Source organism: Curtobacterium sp. USHLN213 (assembly GCF_037144815.1).
Lineage (GTDB): Bacteria > Actinomycetota > Actinomycetes > Actinomycetales > Microbacteriaceae > Curtobacterium.
On sequence record NZ_JBBCYQ010000001.1, the window covers coordinates 265580 to 283507 of the forward strand.

At 72.5% G+C, this 17928-nt stretch carries 14 protein-coding genes and 1 pseudogene; 1 reads left to right on the forward strand and 14 read right to left on the reverse strand.

Annotated elements, in window-relative coordinates:
* Positions 1–6: 6 nt before the first annotated feature.
* The 8 genes from WFH25_RS01210 to WFH25_RS01245 all read right to left on the reverse strand — a co-directional run bounded on the left by WFH25_RS01210 (position 7) and on the right by WFH25_RS01245 (position 9209).
* A complete protein-coding gene (locus WFH25_RS01210; protein WP_336696552.1) occupies positions 7–1758 on the reverse strand; it encodes a proline--tRNA ligase in 1752 nt (583 codons plus the stop codon).
* 203 nt (positions 1759–1961) lie between these two features.
* Entirely contained in the window at positions 1962–3092 is a 1131-nt protein-coding gene (gene ispG, locus WFH25_RS01215) for a flavodoxin-dependent (E)-4-hydroxy-3-methylbut-2-enyl-diphosphate synthase (RefSeq protein ID WP_070419067.1), read from the reverse strand.
* Between the two features lie 74 nt (positions 3093–3166).
* Positions 3167–3727 (reverse strand): cysteine hydrolase family protein, encoded by a 561-nt coding sequence (locus WFH25_RS01220; protein ID WP_070416272.1) that lies wholly within the window; start codon positions 3725–3727, stop codon positions 3167–3169.
* Positions 3724–5169 (reverse strand): purine-cytosine permease family protein, encoded by a 1446-nt coding sequence (locus WFH25_RS01225; RefSeq protein ID WP_336696553.1) that lies wholly within the window; start codon positions 5167–5169, stop codon positions 3724–3726. The genes WFH25_RS01220 and WFH25_RS01225 overlap by 4 nt, the downstream gene beginning before the upstream one ends.
* Positions 5170–5204: 35 nt before the next feature.
* Entirely contained in the window at positions 5205–6539 is a 1335-nt protein-coding gene (locus tag WFH25_RS01230) for a M50 family metallopeptidase (RefSeq protein WP_336696554.1), read from the reverse strand.
* A gap of 127 nt (positions 6540–6666) precedes the next feature.
* Positions 6667–7752 (reverse strand): 1-deoxy-D-xylulose-5-phosphate reductoisomerase, encoded by a 1086-nt coding sequence (gene dxr / locus WFH25_RS01235; RefSeq protein ID WP_336696555.1) that lies wholly within the window; start codon positions 7750–7752, stop codon positions 6667–6669.
* Positions 7753–7754: 2 nt separating this feature from the next.
* A complete protein-coding gene (locus WFH25_RS01240; RefSeq protein ID WP_336696556.1) occupies positions 7755–8726 on the reverse strand; it encodes an FKBP-type peptidyl-prolyl cis-trans isomerase in 972 nt (323 codons plus the stop codon).
* 6 nt (positions 8727–8732) lie between these two features.
* A complete protein-coding gene (locus WFH25_RS01245; RefSeq protein WP_070419068.1) occupies positions 8733–9209 on the reverse strand; it encodes an OsmC family protein in 477 nt (158 codons plus the stop codon).
* Between the two features lie 33 nt (positions 9210–9242).
* Here WFH25_RS01245 and WFH25_RS01250 point away from each other — a divergent pair, with 33 nt between their 5' ends.
* A complete protein-coding gene (locus WFH25_RS01250) occupies positions 9243–10235 on the forward strand; it encodes an asparaginase (protein WP_336696557.1) in 993 nt (330 codons plus the stop codon).
* A 32-nt stretch (positions 10236–10267) separates the two neighbouring features.
* On the opposite strand, the gene WFH25_RS01255 is transcribed toward WFH25_RS01250, so the two are convergent.
* From WFH25_RS01255 to WFH25_RS01275, 6 genes and pseudogenes are all read right to left on the reverse strand, one after another.
* Positions 10268–11047 carry a hypothetical protein gene (locus tag WFH25_RS01255; RefSeq protein ID WP_336696558.1) on the reverse strand — a complete coding sequence of 260 codons (780 nt, stop codon included), beginning with the start codon at positions 11045–11047 and terminating at the stop codon, positions 10268–10270.
* A gap of 98 nt (positions 11048–11145) precedes the next feature.
* A complete protein-coding gene (locus WFH25_RS01260) occupies positions 11146–12930 on the reverse strand; it encodes an FHA domain-containing protein (RefSeq protein WP_336696559.1) in 1785 nt (594 codons plus the stop codon).
* A gap of 3 nt (positions 12931–12933) precedes the next feature.
* Positions 12934–13002: pseudogene (locus tag WFH25_RS19340) on the reverse strand (zinc-ribbon domain-containing protein); the annotation flags it as partial.
* Positions 12999–15497: a transglutaminaseTgpA domain-containing protein gene (locus WFH25_RS01265; protein WP_336696560.1), complete on the reverse strand. Its 2499-nt coding sequence runs from the start codon at positions 15495–15497 to the stop codon at positions 12999–13001. The pseudogene WFH25_RS19340 and the gene WFH25_RS01265, both read right to left, overlap by 4 nt.
* Positions 15494–16909, reverse strand: a complete 1416-nt coding sequence (locus WFH25_RS01270) for a DUF58 domain-containing protein (RefSeq protein ID WP_336696561.1) — start codon at positions 16907–16909, stop codon at positions 15494–15496. Before WFH25_RS01270 ends, WFH25_RS01265 begins: the two co-directional genes overlap by 4 nt.
* Entirely contained in the window at positions 16906–17877 is a 972-nt protein-coding gene (locus WFH25_RS01275) for an AAA family ATPase (protein WP_070416281.1), read from the reverse strand. The genes WFH25_RS01270 and WFH25_RS01275 overlap by 4 nt, the downstream gene beginning before the upstream one ends.
* Positions 17878–17928 lie beyond the last annotated feature (51 nt).

Sequence of the window (17928 nt, forward strand, 5' to 3'; positions counted from 1 at the left end):
GCGCGGCTAGATCGCGCGGACCGCCTCGAGCAGCTCGGCGACCGGCACGTCGCGGCGTTCGCCGCTCGCCCGGTTCCACAGCTCGACGACGCCGTCGGCGGCGCCGCGGCCGGCGACGACGACGATCGGCATGCCGAGGAGCTCGGCGTCGCGCAGCTTCACCCCGGGCGAGACCTTCGGACGGTCGTCGTAGAGGACCTCGAACCGCTCACCCTCGAGCTCGGCGACGATCGACGTGGCCAGGTCGTAGGCGACCTCGTCCTTGCCGGTCGCGACGACGTGCACGTCGAACGGTGCGACGTTCTTCGGCCAGGCGAGGCCCTTCTCGTCGTTGTGCGCTTCGGCAAGGATCGCGAGGATGCGCGTCACGCCGATGCCGTACGAGCCCATCGTGACCGTGGCGAGCTTGCCGTTCTCGTCCTGCACCTTGAGGCCGAGCGCCTCGGCGTACTTGCGGCCGAGCTGGAAGACGTGGCCGATCTCCATGCCGCGCGCGGTCTCGAGCGGACCGGAGCCGTCGGGGGCCGGGTCGCCGGCGCGGACGTCGGACACCTCGGCGACGCCGTCGGCCACGAAGTCACGACCGGCGACGAGGCCGGAGACGTGCACGCCGCGCTCGTTCGCGCCCGTGATCCACGCGGTGCCGTCGACCACGCGGGGGTCGACGAAGTAGCGGATGCCCGTCGTGCTCTCGGCGCCGAGGACCTGCGGGCCGATGTAGCCCTTGACCAGGCCCGTGTGCTTGCGGAAGTCGTCGTCACCGGCGGGCTCGACCTCGGCCGGGGCGAAGGCCACCTCGGCGCGCTTCAGGTCGACGTCACGGTCACCGGGGAGCCCGACGACGACGATCTCGCGCGTGCCGTCGAGGTGCGTCAGGGCGAGCACGACGTTCTTCAGCGTGTCGGCGGCCGTCCAGGGGGCGCCGTCGCGCGGTGCGATCTCGTTCGCGTGCGCCACGAGCGTCTCGATCGTCGGGGTGTCCGACGCGGGCAGGAGCACGGGTTCGGGCTGTCCCTCGATCGGCAGGACGTCCGGCACCGGGGTGACGTAGGCCTCGACGTTGGCCGCGTAGCCGCCAGCACTGCGGACGAAGGTGTCCTCGCCGACGCCGATCGGGTGCAGGAACTCCTCGGACTTCGACCCGCCCATCGCGCCGGCGTCCGCCTTGACGATGACGTACTCGAGGCCGAGTCGGGCGAAGATCTTCTCGTAGGCGTCGCGCATGACCTGGTAGCTGCGCTCGAGGCCCTCGTCGGTGAGGTCGAACGAGTACGCGTCCTTCATGGTGAACTCGCGGCCGCGCAGGAGTCCGGCGCGGGGGCGTGCCTCGTCGCGGTACTTGTCCTGGATCTGGAACAGCGTGACGGGGAGGTCCTTGTACGAGCCGTACAGGTCCTTCACCAGGAGCGCGAACATCTCCTCGTGCGTGGGCGCGAGCAGGTAGTCGGCGCCCTTGCGGTCCTGCAGGCGGAACATGCCGTCGCCGTACTCGGTCCAGCGGTTCGTCGCCTCGTACGGCTCGCGCGGCAGGAGCGCCGGGAGCAGGACCTCCTGCGCGCCGGCGGCGACCATCTCGTCGCGGATGATCGCCTCGATGCGGGCGCGGACCTTCAGACCGAGCGGCAACCACGCGAAGATCCCCGGGGACTGGCGACGGACGTAGCCGGCGCGGACGAGGAGCTTCGCGCTCGTCACCTCGGCGTCGGAGGGGTCGTCGCGGAGCGTACGGAGGAACAGATGCGAAAGCCGTGTGACCACGGGGCAAGCCTAGCGGCGCGTGGGAGTGGGTGCGGCGGGCGTCTGCGGTCGGGAGGCGCGGTGCGGGCTGGCACCGTGCCTCCCGTCCTGCGTTCGGTCCGGTGTGCGGCACTTCGTGAGCAGAAGAGGTCGGGTGCGTTCGCGCGACCCGACCTCTTCTGCTCACGAAAGCGCTGCGCGCGCCCGCGCGCGCCCGCGCGCGCCTACGACGTGACGACGAGCGGCTTGCCGGTGCCGGCCGCCGGCCCCATCTCGTCGGCGAGACGGTTCGCCTCGGTGATCAAGGTCTCGACGATCTCGGCTTCCGGGACCGTCTTGATGACCTCGCCCTTGACGAAGATCTGCCCCTTGCCGTTGCCGGACGCGACGCCGAGGTCGGCCTCACGCGCCTCGCCCGGGCCGTTCACGACACAGCCCATGACGGCGACGCGGAGCGGCACGGTCATGCCCTCGAGCCCCTTCGTCACGTCGTTCGCCAGCTGGTAGACGTCGACCTGGGCCCGGCCGCAGCTGGGGCACGAGACGATCTCGAGCTTGCGCTCGCGGAGGTTGAGTGACTGCAGGATCTGCAGGCCGACCTTGACCTCTTGCGCAGGCGGGGCGGAGAGGGACACGCGGATGGTGTCGCCGATGCCCTCGGCCAGCAGGATGCCGAACGCCGTGGCGCTCTTGATGGTGCCCTGGAACTCAGGGCCGGCCTCGGTCACGCCGAGGTGCAGCGGCCAGTCCCCCGCCGCTGCGAGCTGCCGGTAGGCCTTCACCATGACGATCGGGTCGTTGTGCTTGACCGAGATCTTGAAGTCGTGGAAGTCGTGCTCCTCGAACAGGGAGGCTTCCCACACGGCGGACTCGACGAGCGCCTCGGGCGTGGCCTTGCCGTACTTCTGCAGCAGGCTCGGCTCGAGGGAACCGGCGTTGACGCCGATGCGGAGTGAGACGCCGGCGTCCTTCGCGGCCTTGGCGATGGCGCCGACCTGGTCGTCGAACTTCCGGATGTTGCCCGGGTTCACACGGACCGCGGCGCACCCGGCGTCGATGGCCTGGAAGACGTACTTCGGCTGGAAGTGGATGTCGGCGATGACCGGGATCTGCGACTTCTTCGCGATGATCGGCAGCGCGTCGGCGTCGTCCTGGCTCGGCACCGCCACGCGGACGATGTCGCAACCGGACGCCGTGAGCTCGGCGATCTGCTGGAGGGTCGCGTTGATGTTCGTCGTCGGCGTCGTGGTCATCGACTGGACGGACACCGGCGCATCGCCGCCCACGAGCACCTTGCCGACCCGGATCTGCCGGGACTTGCGGCGCGGGCTCAGGGTTTCGGGGACTTTCGGCAGACCGAGGTTCACTGCAGGCACGAGGTGCACTCTACGCGCTCCCGGTGACGCCCAGCCCCGCGCACGCGTGATGCTCAGACGACGGTGATCAGCGGCGCGTAGAGCCGCATCGCCGCGAGGGCGCGCTCGTGGTCCTCGTCGCTCGCGCCGGCGCACGCGTCCGCCACGACGGTCACCGTCGCGCCGGCGTCCGCGGCCGCCAGCGCGGTCGACAGGACGCAGCAGTCGGTGGACACCCCGACCAGGACGAGGTGCGGGTGGTCGCCGGTGACGGCCTGGAGGCGCGTCCCCCACTTGCCGAAGGTCGTCTCGGTGACGACGGGGTCGCGTCGGTCCGCCGCGGCCGTCGCGAACGGTTCGGTCAGGTCCCAGAGCGGGTCGGTATCCGGCACGAGCGCGAACGACCAGTCCCGGTAGTAGGGCACCCAGGCACCCCGCGGGTGCTCCGGAGCGACGAAGCGGGTGAACACCGTGCGGCCGGTGAACCGCGGGAGCAGGCGCTCGATCCCGGCGGCGGCGTGGTCGAAGCGCCCGGTGGCCCAGGGGCTCTCGCCCGTAAAGACCTCCTGCATGTCGACGACGACGAGCCACGCGTCCTCCGGTACCCCGGCGACGGCGGCCTCGACCGCGCTCATGCCTGCTCCTGCTGGCGGACCGAGCCGCGGGCGAACAGCAGGGTGCCGAGGAACCCGACGACGAGCGCCACGAGCACCCCGAGGTTCGCGTACGCCCAAGCGCCGGTTCGCCCGCCGAGGCCGAACGGCTCGAGCAGGTACCCCTGCCAGTTGAGCCAGGACGGCACGCCGTACGTGTTCGTCACCAGGCCCCAGCCGAGCGCGGTCCCCACGACGACGAGGCCGACGGCGAGCCAGCGCACGTCGCCGTACCGGCCACGGCGGTCCTCGAGCTCCCGCTCGGCGTACGGCGCCCGGCGGATCACGACGTCGGCGACGAAGATCCCGCACCACGCGGCGATCGGCACGCCGAGCGTCACGAGGAACGCCTGGAACGGCTGGATGAACGAGTCGGCGAAGAACACCACGTAGACGGCGCCCGCCACCATGAACACGCCGTCGACCCCGGCTGCGACGGGCCTCGGGATGCGGATGCCGGCGCTCAGCAGGGCCAGTCCGGAGCTGTAGATGTCGAGCACCGCACCGCCGACGAGCCCGAGCACCGCGACGAGGGCGAACGGGATGAGGAACCACACCGGCAGCACGGTCGTCAGCGCACCGATCGGGTCGGCGGCGATCGCCGTGTTGAGGTCCTTCGACGAGCCGGCGAGCAGGACGCCGAGCACGACGAGCACGATCGGCGCGAGCGCCCCGCCGAACGTGGTCCACCAGACGACCCCGCGGGTCGAGGCCGACCGTGGCAGGTAGCGCGAGTAGTCCGCGGCGGCGTTCACCCAGCCGAGGCCGAACCCGGTCATCACGAGCACGAGGGCGCCGACGACGTTCTGGGCGCTCCCGGCCGGCAGCGCGGCGATCGCACCGAGGTCGATCGAGGGCAGCGCGAGCACCACGTAGACGATCGTCAGAACCGCGGTGATGACCGTGATCCACGTCTGCAGTCGCATGATCACGTCGAACCCGGCGATGCCCGCACCGACCACGAGTGCGGCGACGACCACGAGTGCGACGAGCTTCGTCAGGACACCGCCGTCCCACCCGAGCTCCCGGAACACCGTCGACGTGGCCAGGACCGCCGCCGACGCGAGCGCGGTCTCCCACCCGACGGTGAGGATCCAGCTGAGGAACGCCGGCAGCCGGTTCCCCCGGACGCCGAACGCCGCGCGGCCGAGCACCATCGTCGGTGCCGAGCCCCGTTTGCCGGCGATGGCGACGATCCCGCACAGCAGGAACGAGAACGCGACCCCGATGACGGAGACGATCGTGGCCTGCCAGAAGGAGATGCCGAACCCGAGGACGAACGAGCCGTACGACAGGCCGAGCACCGAGATGTTCGCGGCGAACCACGGCCAGAAGAGGTCCCTCGGACGTCCCTTCCGGTCGGACTCGGCGATGACGTCGGTGCCCTGCCGCTCGACCGTGCGGACTTCCGGAGCTGTGCTCATGTGCGAAAGCGTAGTGCGCGGCCGAGACCTCGTCGCTACCCGAACAGGTTCACGGGGCGCACGATGTCGGCGTAGATGAGCAGGGCGCTCATGCCGGCGAGCAGGACCACGACGACCATCGTCAGCGGCATCGTCTTCGCGAGGTCGATCGGCCCCGGGTCCGCCTTGCCGACCAGCGTGAAGGAGCGGCGCTTCACGGCCTCCCACAGGGCGCCGGCGATGTGGCCGCCGTCCAGCGGCAGGAGCGGCACCATGTTCAGGACGAACAGGCCGATGTTCAGCGAGGCGAGCAGCCCGAGGATCGTGTACGCCTTGTCGACCACCGGCACGCCGCTCATCGACGAGACCTCGCCGATCGCGCGGCCGACGCCGACGACCGACACCGGGCTGTCCTGCGACCGCTCCTGCGAGCCGAACGCCGCGTTCCACACCGCGACGAGCCGCTGCGGCAGGTCGATGATGAGGTGCGCCGACGCCGAGATCTGCGCCCCGGTGGCCGGCAGCACCGCGGCCGGCGACTGCCGCACGAGCGACTGGCCGATGCTCACGCCGACGACGCCGACCTGCTGCGTCTTCGTGCTGCCGTCGTCGTTCTTCGCGACCGTGCCGTCGGCGGTGTAGACGTCCCGCGTGGCGGTCGTCGGCGTGATGTGCAGCGTCTTCTCGGCGCCGTCGCGGGACACCACGACGGTGACGTCCTCGCCGGCGGACCGCTGGAAGACCTCGGAGACCTGGGCGATCGTCGGGTCCTCCTTCCCGTCGACCGAGAGCACGACGTCGCCCGACCGGATGCCGGCCTGCTTCGCCGGCGAGACGGCGTCCCCGGAGGTGCACGTCGTCGCCTGGCTCGTCGGCAGCACGCAGTCGACGCTCGACGTGAACGTGGTCGTCGGCGCACCGAACCCGACGAGGAGCACCCCGAACAGCACGATGCCGATCACGAGGTTCATCGCCGGACCAGCGACCATCACGATGATCCGCTTCCACGGGGTCAACCGGTAGAACGCACGCGAGTCGTCGCCGCCGGAGTCCGCGATCTGCTCGGCGCTCGCCTGCCGTGCGTCCTGCACGAAGGCGCCGTACATGCCCGTGTTCGTGATCGCACTCGGTCGCCCGGACGCCCGCGGCTTGAGCATGCCGACCATCGAGATGTAGCCGCCGAGCAGGATCGGGCGGATGCCGTACTCGGTCTCGCCCCGCCTGAACGACCAGATCGCCTTGCCGAAGCCCAGCGAGTACTGGGTCACCTTGACGTTGAACAGCTTCGCGAAGGACAGGTGCCCCAGCTCGTGGAGTCCGATCGAGACCAGCAGGCCGATGATGAAGACGACCACGCCGAGGACGAAGAGCAGGACGGTTTCGACGGTCACCGGGAAAGGGTACGGGACGGTTCCCATGACCGAGCCGAGCGCACCCTGGGAGGTGCGCCGCGCCTCCTGGACCGCCCGGTCCGTCTGCTCCCGCAGCCGTGCTGACGGACGGGAGGCGCGACTCGCCTCAGCGGGAGAGCATGCGGTCGGCCGCGGTGCGCGCCCAGCGCTCCGCTGCCAGCACGCCCTCGAGGGAGGGCTCCCCCGCCGTGTGCTCGTCGACCACGCGCTCGACCGTGTCGACGATGTCGAGGAACCCGATCGCTCCCGCGTGGAACGCGGCCACGGCCTGCTCGTTCGCCGCGTTGAACACGGCCGGGAACGTCCCCCCGAGCTGCCCGACGCGCTTCGCGAGGGCGACCGCACCGAAGGCCTCGTCGTCGAGGGGCTCGAACGTCCAGGTGCTCGCCGACGTCCAGTCGAGCGGCACCCCGACGCCCGGGACCCGGTCGGGCCACGCGAGACCGAGGGCGATGGGCAGCCGCATGTCCGGCGGCGACGCCTGTGCGATCGTCGAGCCGTCGACGAACTCGACCATCGAGTGCACGATCGACTGCGCGTGCACCGTCACGTCGATGCGGTCGTAGGGGACGCCGAAGAGCAGGTGGGCCTCGATGACCTCGAGCCCCTTGTTGACGAGCGTCGCGGAGTTCGTCGTGACCACGAGGCCCATGTCCCACGTCGGGTGCGCGAGCGCCTCGGCCGGGGTGACGTCCGTGAGGTCCGCGCGCGATCGCCCGCGGAACGGGCCGCCGCTCGCGGTGAGCACGAGCCGGCGGACCTCGTCCGTCGTGCCGGAGCGGAGCGCCTGGGCGATGGCGGAGTGCTCGCTGTCGACCGGGACGATCTGGCCGGGTGCCGCGGCGGCCTGCACGAGCGGGCCGCCCACGATGAGGCTCTCCTTGTTCGCCAACGCCAGCGTGGCGCCGGACTCGAGCGCGGCCAGGGTGGGGCCGAGGCCGACCGACCCGGTGATGCCGTTGAGGACGACGTCGGCCTCGACGCTGCGGACCAGGCGTTCGGTGTCCGCGGCGCCGAAGGCGGTGTCACGGACGCCGAAGCGTTCGGCCTGCTCGGCGACCACGGCGCGGTTGCTGCCGGCGGTGAGGCCGACGACCTCGAAGCGGTCGGGGTTGCGGGCGACGACGTCGAGTGCCTGGGTGCCGATCGAGCCGGTGCTGCCCAGGATCGCGATGCGCCGCTTCTGGCGCACGGTCAGCCCTTGGCGAGGATGTCGACGACGAAGACGAGCGTGGCGTTCTTCGGGATGCCCGAGCCCTCCTGCGGGTTCGCGCCGTAGCCGTCCTCCGGCGTGACGACGATGAGGACCTGCGAGCCGACCTTCTGGCCGACGAGACCGGTCACGAAGCCCTTGATGAGCGAGCCCTCGGAGATGGTGAAGGTCGTCGGGACGCCCTTCGACCACGAGGAGTCGAACTCCTTGCCGGTGTCGTAGACGACGCCCTTGTACTGCACGAGCGCGGTGTCGCCGTCGGCGATGACGTCGCCGGTGCCCTGCTTGATGACCTCGGGCGTGGTCTTCGACGGTGCCGCGACGCCCTTGGGGATCGTGATCTCCGGCTCGCCGTCCGCCTTGTCCTGCACGGTCGGGAGCTTCGGGTCCTGCTGCTGGGCCTTCCCGGTGGCCTTCGTCGGGGTCTGCGCCACGACGTCGGCGACGACGACGATCTCGCCGCCGGTGTTGAAGCCGAGCGCCGACGACTGACCGACCGCCGCGATGCGGTCACCGACCTTCGAGCACGCCAGGAGGGCGCCGAAGCCCGAACCGCCCACCGAGAGGACCTGCGGGTTGCCCTGGTCGAAGCCGACCGTGCCGAGCTTCTTCGCGTCCGACGCCTGGTACACGCTGTACGAGACCTGCGCGTAGTCGCCCTCGTCCAGCGAGGCACCCTTGCCGCGCACGACCGTGCTCGCCTGGGGCTTGCTCGCGGTGAGGCCGCCCGTGAACTTCACCGTCGGTGCCGTGCTGCCGCCGAACGCACCGGACACCGTGATCGCCTTCGACGCCGAACCCGGGTCGGGGCAGGACGTGATCGCCGCGGCGGTCGCGCTCGACGACGCACTCGGGGTGGCGGTCGAGTCGCTCGACCCGGATCCGGAGCACGCGGCGAGTCCCAGCACGACGGCGGGGACGAGGGCGATCGGGAGGAGACGCAGACGCTTCACGAGGACCTAGTCTGCCGCACGGACCTTGGTGTGCGGGACGTGGTGCACAGGAAAGGCCACCGAGCGTGCGATGAAGCAGAGGCTGTTCGCGGTGGCGTGGGCGGCCTCGGCGTCGGCGACGCGGTCCGCCTCGAGGATGGTGACCACCGGGTGCAGCGTCGCCTCGGTGAGCTCCCCGGAGCCGTCGCGGTTGAGGTTGAGGCTGGCCGTGGCGCGGTCCTCGTAGTCGACGACGGTGAAGCCCTCGGTCACGGCGACGTGGAGGTAGCTCAGCATGTGGCACTGGGCGAGGGACGCGACGACGAGCTCCTCGGGGTTCCAGCGGTCGCGGTCCCCGCGGAACGTCGGGTCGGCGGAGCCCTCGATGCCGTGCTTGCCCGCGGCGCGGACGTCGTGGTCGCGCCCGTAGTCGCGGTAGCCGCTCGTTCCGGTGCCGCGGTCGCCGGTCCAGTGGACGGAGACCTCGTAGGAGTGGTCGGACACGGTGGGCTCCTCGAAGATCAGTACGATTGCGGCATGACGGTGCTCTCCGACGTCCACACTGACCGCCATCCTCTCACCGCCGAGGGGTCGGTCGAACTGGCGGTCCTCGACCGCAACGGGTTCGACGAGAGCCGACACATCGGTGCCGGGGTCGTCGTCGCCGCGGACGGCACCGTGATCGACGCCGTCGGTGACGTGCAGGCCAGCGTCTACCCCCGCTCCACGATGAAGCCCTTCCAGGCGCTCGCGGTCCGCCGTGCCGGAGCCGTGTTCTCCGACGAGGAGCTCGTCCTCACCACCGCGAGCCACGCCGGCACCCCCGCGCACCAGGCCATCGCGCTGCACATGCTCGAGTCGTACGACCACGTCGAGTCGGACCTCGGCTGCCCGCCGGACATGCCGTTCGACCGCGCCACCGCCCGGACCATGACCGAGCCGAGGCGCCTCGCGATGAACTGCTCCGGCAAGCACGCGGGCATGCTCGCGGCGTGCCGGGTGAACGGCTGGGACGAGGAGACCTACCTCGAGATGGCGCACCCGCTGCAGCAGCGCGTCCGCGAGACCGTCGAGGAGTTCACCCACGAGACCGTCGACGTCGTCGGGACCGACGGGTGCGGGGCCCCGGTGTTCCCCCTGACGCTTGCCGGACTCGCCCGGGGCTTCGCCGGTGTCGTCGCGCGGGCCGAGTCCGACACGGCAGCGCTCACCGACGCGGTGCTCGACCACCCGTGGGCCATCGACGGCATCGGACGGGCGAACACGGTGACGATCGAGCGACTCCGGGTGCTGGCGAAGCTCGGCGCCGAGGGCGTCATGGTGATGGGGCTGCCCGGTGGTGCAGCGGTCGCGGTCAAGACCCTCGACGGCGCGCAGCGGTCCGGGACGCTCGCGGCCCTCACGCTGCTCGAGCGCAACGGCATCGTGGACGCGGCGGGGGTCGCGGACGTCATGGCTGCCACGGGCGAGCAGGTGCTCGGCGGCGGGGTGCCGGTGGGGACGCTGCGGGCTGGGTCCGGGCTGCGCTGAGGGCGGGTTCGCGAGGTGGCCCTGTGCCGGGGTCATCCGGGTTCGTCCTGCAGTTGCGGCAGCGCCGGTGCTACGGGAGTACCCCGCCGTTCGTGCGGGTGTCGGACGGTGCATCCGTGGCGGGTGACCTCGACGGCGACGTCCCAGTGCCGGGGCAGGACGCTGAGGCCGGGTACGAGGACCACGGTCGTGCGGGTCGGCGGGCACGCCCGGTGCGGGCGCTCGGGGTTCGCTGCGTGGGCTGGGCCGTTCGGGCTCCCTGCGCGGGCCGGGCGGTCGACCACGACCGCGGCCGTGCCGGAGGGCATCGCCGGGCAGTGATCGGCCCCCGCAGCCACCACCGCGCTCGCTTCGGGACCGCACGCGGCTCGGACCTCGTCGTCCGGACCGGCCGCGGCGCGGACCTGTGCCGCGACGGCCCGGAACACCGCCAGCGCGAGCATGCCGGACCCGATCACGACGATGTGGGGCCGCGACCGGTCGTCGACGGAGAGCTCGCGGCCGTTCGACGCCGTGCCGAGGACGATGGGCCGCCGGTGCGTCCCCGTCCCGACGGTCTCGTCCTCGGCCCCCGGCTGTCCGGACGACGGCGGCACCCGGACCGCCATGTCCGCCACGTCCGCCCCGCACTCGGCGCCGCGGGAGCGACGGACCCTGGTCGCGCGGACCACGAGGACGTCGAGCACCGCGCAACACCCCGCCGCTGCGAGGAGCACGGCGCGCGACGGCCACTCGACCGGCACGACGAGCCCCACCACGAGCAGCACCACCGCTGCGCCGACCAGGGTGCAGCGGGCGGTGAAGGCGGTCATACCTCCAGCGCACCACACGACCCCGGGGCCACCGACGCTCAGCCACCGAACTGTGGAGAGCGCTGACGGTCACACCGCTGTGGAGGACTCCCCCGCCGTCACTGCACGAGGAAGAACTGCTCCCCGATGTCCACCCGCGCGCCGCGCTCGACTCGGTACCGGCGGCCCGGCTCGCAGCGACGGATCGACCCGTCGATGTGCCGGACGACGGTCCCGTTGCCCGAGAACCGGTCGGACACCCACATGTCGTCGCCGTCGCGCCCCAGCTCGAGGTGGGTCTTCGACACGGACTTGCCCGGGTCGTGGACGGTCAGCAGGTCGTCGAACCGCTCTCCGGGCTGGGGGCGCGGGAGTCGCCCGACGAGGCCGGTGCCGTGCACGCCGAAGCGCTCCCCGGTGCTGAAGTGCAGCACGAAGGGCGCATGGGTCGGGGTCGCGGAGACGATGCGGGTCTCGTCGACGTCGTCCTCGAGGTCGCCGTCGGCGCTCGTCGGAGCGTCGATCACCGACGGTGCCGGGCGCGCGGCGTCGTCCGCCCCGGGCAGCGGCGGCAGCGGCGCGGCCATCGGTACTCCGATCGCGCCGCTGTCCTGCGCGGAGGGTGCGGAGGACGGGACGGTCGCGGAACCGGGAGCGGGCGGGACGAAGGGTGTGCCGACGGCTGGTGACTCGGGCTCCGGGGCCGCGTGCAGACCGCGCGGTCGGAGCGGGGTGTCGCCGGCGGGCGCACCGTCGCCGCCACCGTTCACCCACGAGGGGAGGACACCGGCGGAGCCCCCGTCGCCGTCGTCGGCGACCGCAGGCTCCGGCAGCGCATCGCCGTCACGCACGACGTCCGGAGCAGCGTCGTCCGACACCTCGGCGACGTCGTCGTCGGTGAGCTCGTCGTCCGGAGCGTCCGCCGCGTCGTCCGGAGCGTCAACCGCTTCGTCGGGAGTCTCGGCGGCGTCGTCCGCCGCCCAGTCGGGTCGGTCCATCGGGAGCGGCACGATGGGTCCGGTGAACGCCGCGGTCACGGCGGGCCGCACGGCGCCGCACTCGGCACAGAAGATGTCGTCGGGCTCGAGACGGTGCCCGCACACGTGGCACGTCGTCGCCTGCGAGCCCGGAGTGACCAGCGGCGCCGGGCGCGGCGGGCGTCGGTCGACCAAGGGCTCGACGACCGCGGTGTCACCGGGCTGCGGCGGAGAGACGACCGCGTCCGGGGCACCGGCGGTGCCGGGAGTCGCGTCCGCGGCGTCCGCAGCGGAGTCGTTGGCGGCCGTGGATCGTCCGACCCACCACGAGGGCCCGGACGGCGCCGTTGCAGCGGCCTGCTCTGCTGGCGGTGCCCAGCGCTGGGCAGCTGGGCGCTCGGCGATGCGGGTGACCTCGGGGTCCTCCCCCTCTGGCGAAGCGGAGGCCGAGACGGCGTTCGGGTCCGCCGCGTCGGCGTCGGACGGGTACGCGTCCGGGTCGAGCGGCGGCTCGGGCGGCTGCGGGGTGAACGGCACCTCCGGCGCACGCGGAGCGATCGGCTCGCCGGGCTGCGAGGGCTCCGACGGCTCCGACGGACGGGCGGGCTCCGACGGGCCGACCCCGCCCGGCTGCTGCCCGGACCAGTCGGTCAGCCCGGAACCGCTCCCGTGCACGTGGCTCGGTGCCGTCCGGGGCGTGAAGTCGTCGGGACGCTCGACCGGCACGGCCGCCGGCTGCTGCTCGCCACCACGGTCCGCACCCGTCAGCCAGGCACGGGTCGCGGGGTCGAGGGTCGATTCGGGCAGCCAGGCCTCAGCCGCGGGGTCCTGACGGCGTCCGTGCAGCTCCGGCTGCCGGAGCGGCGGCGGCGGTGCCTGCTCGACGGGGGGCGTCGCGACCGGGCGCCGACTCGCCGCAGCGGTCACGGCGCGTCCGCACTCACCGCAGAAGATGGCTCCGTCCGGGAGCGTCGATCCGCAGTGTTCGCATCTGATCACGTGTTCCGCCTGTCCTCACTCGGCCGTCCACGACGCTCGCCGGCCTGCACGCCATCGTAGTCGCGCCCCCCAGCGGCTCCCTGGCCACCTGTGGAGCGTCGGCCCCGGGCGGTCACCGCGGAGGCGACCGATGCCCGCGCAGACCGCGAGGCGTCGACGACGCGGAGCGAGCGCAGCGACACCGCCGCGCGGATCCGTTCCTTGCGGGTCCGACCGGCCCGCAGGCTCGTGATCGCGTCGTCCGTCGCCGACCACATCCGGTCGGCAGCGGTGCCGTCGGCCTCGCTCGGCCCGAAGACGGACCGGTCGGCCAACGCCGCGAGTCCGGTGCCACCCTCCCCCGGAGCTCCCACGACGGCCTCGCGGCGGGTCGCCGCCCGCGCGACGTCGTGACCCCGGTCGACCAGGGCGTCGCGGTACTCGTCCCACGCCCCGACGATCCGGGCGCGTGGCGTCGGGGCACGGCGACGGCGACGGCGACGGATCCGCTTGAGCAGCACGATGATGCCGAACGGCAGCAGCACGAGCGCGGCGAGCCCCAGCACCCCGAGCGCCCACGGCAGCACGGCGAGCAGGATCTGCAACCAGAGCGGCTGCACCGGCGGCGTGTTGCGGTCGCTCTGCGGCGGCGCCTGCTGCGACTGGTCCTGCTGCTCCGCCGGGGGCGGCGGCACGACCGTCTCCGGGCGCGTGACCGGCTGCGGCGTCTGCTGCTGCTCGTCCGGGATCTCACGGACGGCGGGGTTCGGGTCGATCATGACCCACCCCCACTGCGCCGTGTCGACCTCCACCCGCGCGGTGACGTCGGACCCGCGGAACGTCGTCGTCCCGCCCGAGGTCGCGCTCCGGCCCGCTCCGCCGCCTGCGTCGCCGCCGGCGGTGAACCCCATGACCACGCGCGCCGGGAAGCCGAGCTGGTCCGCCATCAGCGCCGCCGCGGCGGCGTACTGCTCCTGGTCGCCGATCATCAGCGGCGACGTCAGGAGTTCCTGGATGCGATCGGCACCGTGCCCGGAACGACTCGCTCGGTCGTCGCCGACGCCGTGGCTGACGTACCCGTTGCGCTTGAGCGCCTGCACCATCGCCACGAGCTTCGCACCGTCGGTGTCGGCATCGCCGGAGTAGGCGTCCACGGTGTCCCGCACCGCGTCGGGGACCGACCGCGGCGTCGGCACCGAGGCGCTCCCCGGGCGTGCGGACGCGAGCTGCTCGTCCGTCGGTTGGTCCGGCACGACGGCGGTCAGGTCGTATCGGGTGCCGTCACCGACGCCACCGACGACCGCTCCGGTCGCGGTGGAGCCGTTGTAGAAGAACGCGCCGCGCTCCTGCTCGGCCTCGGACCCGGTGAACTCGACCCGTTCGAGGTCGCCCACCGTCGGCAGCCACACCCCGCTGTACCCGTCGACCCGGACACCGACGCGCACGGTCGTCCCCTCGACGCCCCGGACGTCGACCGAGGTCGGGACGCGCTCGAAGGTCCCGGACGCCGTCGATCCGTCCGACCCACCGACGCGGTAGACGACCCCGTCGTAGGTGTCGAGCGTCGCGATCCGGACGAACCCGTTCTCCGGCAGCCCCGTGACCGTGAGCTGCGGCGTGTTCGACTCGGTGTCCTCCTCGTAGGCGCGGAAGCCGCTGAGCGGACTGACGTAGTCCCGCGGGTCGAACGGCTTCACCACGTCGGTCCGGGCGACGGTCCGGCCGACGGACGGCGGAGCGACGAGCCCCAGTCCGGTCGCGACGACCGCCGCGGCGACGATGGTCCCAGTCCCGACGAGCGCCGGCCGGATCACCGAACGCGCCACCGGCACGCGGGACCCGATGGTCGTCGCGACGGCCACGGCACGCCGTGCGTGCCGCACCGTCAGCGCCCACACCAGCGCGATCCCGGTGAGCGCGACGGCCGTCACGATCGACGTGTCGAGCCGACCGGGTCCGACGACCACACCGGCCGCGAAGACCACCAGCGCCGGGATGCTGGCGAGTTCCTGCCTGGAGGCGCGGGTCGCCACGCTCACGCCGGTCACCGTGGCGACGAGCAACGTCGCGAAGTACGGCACGAGCAACGACTCGTAGGAGCCGACCGGCAGGCTGATGGTCACCAACTGCTTCCAGCCGAGGGCGACGCCGGCGAACAGGTCGACGAGTCCCTGGCCGGTCGGCAGGATCCCGTTCGCCTCGCCCGGCACCGCTGCCGGCACGCCGGTGAGCGCGAACGCTGCGACCGTGGCGACGGCGACGACCGCGGTGGGCAGCCGGAACACCGTGCCCAGGAGCGCGACGAGCGTGCCGAACACCACCGCGGTGACGGCGGCGACGATCATCGCGTCGTCCCGGTAGACCGGCCACCAGGCGACGCTCGCGACGGCGAGGACCAGCCACACCGCGAGCGTGCCACCCACCAGCCGGAAGGGCGAGAGGCGGCGAGCGACACGCCGGGCATCGCGCCGGACCGTCTTCCGTGCCCGGGTGTCCGGGCCCGCTGCGACGCTCATGCGGCCGACGCCGATCGGTGCAGCGCGTGGCGGAGGTCGTCGAGGTAGCCGATCGTCATCACCGTCAGGCCCGCCACACGCAGGAACCGGGGCTGGGCCTCGGGCTCGCAGATCACCGCGACGACCTCGACGCCGACCGGGAACCGCGTCGCGGCCAATCGCAGCGCCGGCAACTCGACCGTCGAGCCGACCACCATGAAGGCCACGGAGATGCCCGCGGTGTCGGTGCCGACGATGCGCGCGACCTCGGCGATCGGCAGGCAGGCGTCGGCGAGTCCGACGGACGCGAAGTCGTCGAGCAGGCGGGTGGGCGTCACGGTGGGCAGCGGGTGCACGGCGTACACGGGGCGCTTGGCGAACTCCGGCGTCCGCTCCGACACCACCACGGTGACCTCGCGGCCGTCGCGGATCGCGCGTGCGCCGAGCGACGCCGCTGCGCTCACCGCGAGCTCGAACTCCTCGTCGTCGGCGAACTCGGCACGCGAGAGGCCGAGGGCGACCACGAGGTGCGACCGGCGGGTGTCCTCGAACTGGCGCACCATCAGCGCACCGGACTTCGCCGTGGACTTCCAGTGGATCGTGCGGGGGTCGTCACCGGGCATGTACTCCCGGATGGCGTGGAAGGCGATGTCGGACGGCGACAGGTCGGTCGTCGCCTGCCCCTCGAGGTCCCGCACCAGGCCGGTGCTCGTCGACGGGATCGCGATCGTCCGCGGGTGCACGATGACCTGCTCCCGGGCCGTCCAGACGATCTCGCGCCGGACCAGGCCGACCGGGTCCGCTCGCACACCGGTCACCGGACCGACGTCGAGCACGCCGCGCCGGACCGTCGGCACCGGGACCTCGCGCTCGAACGTGCCGCGCGGGCCGATCGACGGGATCGCCACGTCCACCAGCCCGGACCCGACCGGCACCTCGACCGTCGTCGGGACCGAGGGGAACCGCACCGGGTTCTCCGCCGTGACCACCACGCCGGCGGCATCGCCCACCGCCACCCGGTGCTGCGGCAGGCGCATCCGGATCACGAGCCGCGAACGACCGATGAGCGCGACCGCAGCGACGACCACGAGGAGCGCCCCCGCGAAGCCCACGACGACGACCTCGCGCAGGCCGAACCGGTAGCCGAGCACGAACGCGACCAGCGTGAGCGCCGCGACCGTCCACCCGAGGCCGGTGACCACGGACGAGACCTCTGCCCACCCACGCTTGACGAGCCTCCAGGCCGTCGACCAGGCCCTGGCGAGACCGACGACCGCGTCCGCTGCCACGCCGTCCCGGTCGCCCACCAGGCGCGTCCGGACGTTCGTGAGGCCGGCGACCGTCCCGGTGCGCTCGTAGGCCGTCGAGCCGCGACGCGACCGCGTCGAGGACGGACGGCGCGAGCGCGTCGAGACGGGCCGGCGGTCGGTCACGACCCGGCCCGGTCCGCCGGCGGCGGGGTCTCGACCAGCAGCTGTGCGATGACGCTCGTGGCGCTGACGCCGTCGAACTCCGCCTCGGCGTCGAGGACCAGGCGGTGCGCGAGGATCGGCACCGCGAGTGCCTTCACGTCGTCCGGCGTGACGTAGTGGCGACCGGCCAACGCCGCGAAGACGCGGGAGGCGCGCATGAGGCCCATCGCACCGCGGACGCTGACGCCGAGCCGGACCTCGCTCGCCGAGCGGGTCGCGTCGACCAGTCGGGCCACGTAGTCGGCGATCACCGGGTCGACGTGGACCGAGCGCGCCAGCGTCGCCATCTCGGTGATCGTCGCCGCGGGCACGACACTCGCGAGCGGCACCGAACTCGACGGCGCCGACGACGTCTCGAGGATCTTCACCGTCGCGGCGTGGTCCGGGTACCCGATCGACGCCTTCATGAGGAAGCGGTCGAGCTGGGCTTCCGGCAGGCGGTAGGTGCCGGCCTGCTCGACGGGGTTCTGGGTCGCGATCACCATGAACGGCGCCGCGAGTCGGTGGTTCACGCCGTCGACCGTGACGGCGGACTCCTCCATCGCCTCGAGCAGGGCCGACTGGGTCTTCGGGCTCGCACGGTTGATCTCGTCAGCCAGCACGATGTTCGAGAAGATCGGGCCCCGGTGGAAGTCGAACTCCTGGGTCTTCTGGTCGTAGACGCTGATGCCCGTGATGTCGCCCGGCAGCAGGTCCGGCGTGAACTGGATGCGGTTCGTCGAGCCCTGCACGCTCTGGGCCATCGCCCGCGCCAGGCTCGTCTTGCCCGTGCCGGGGACGTCCTCGAGCAGCAGGTGCCCCTCGCTGAGCATCGCCGTGACCGCGAGGCGGATCACGAACGTCTTCCCGAGGAGCACCTGCTCGACGTTGGTCACGATGCGGCCTGCGACGTCGGCGAACCAGGTGGCCTGCTCCGGGGTCATGCTCATGCGGTGTCGTTCCTCGTTCTCGGGGATGGTCAGTTGCCGTCGGGGGAAGTG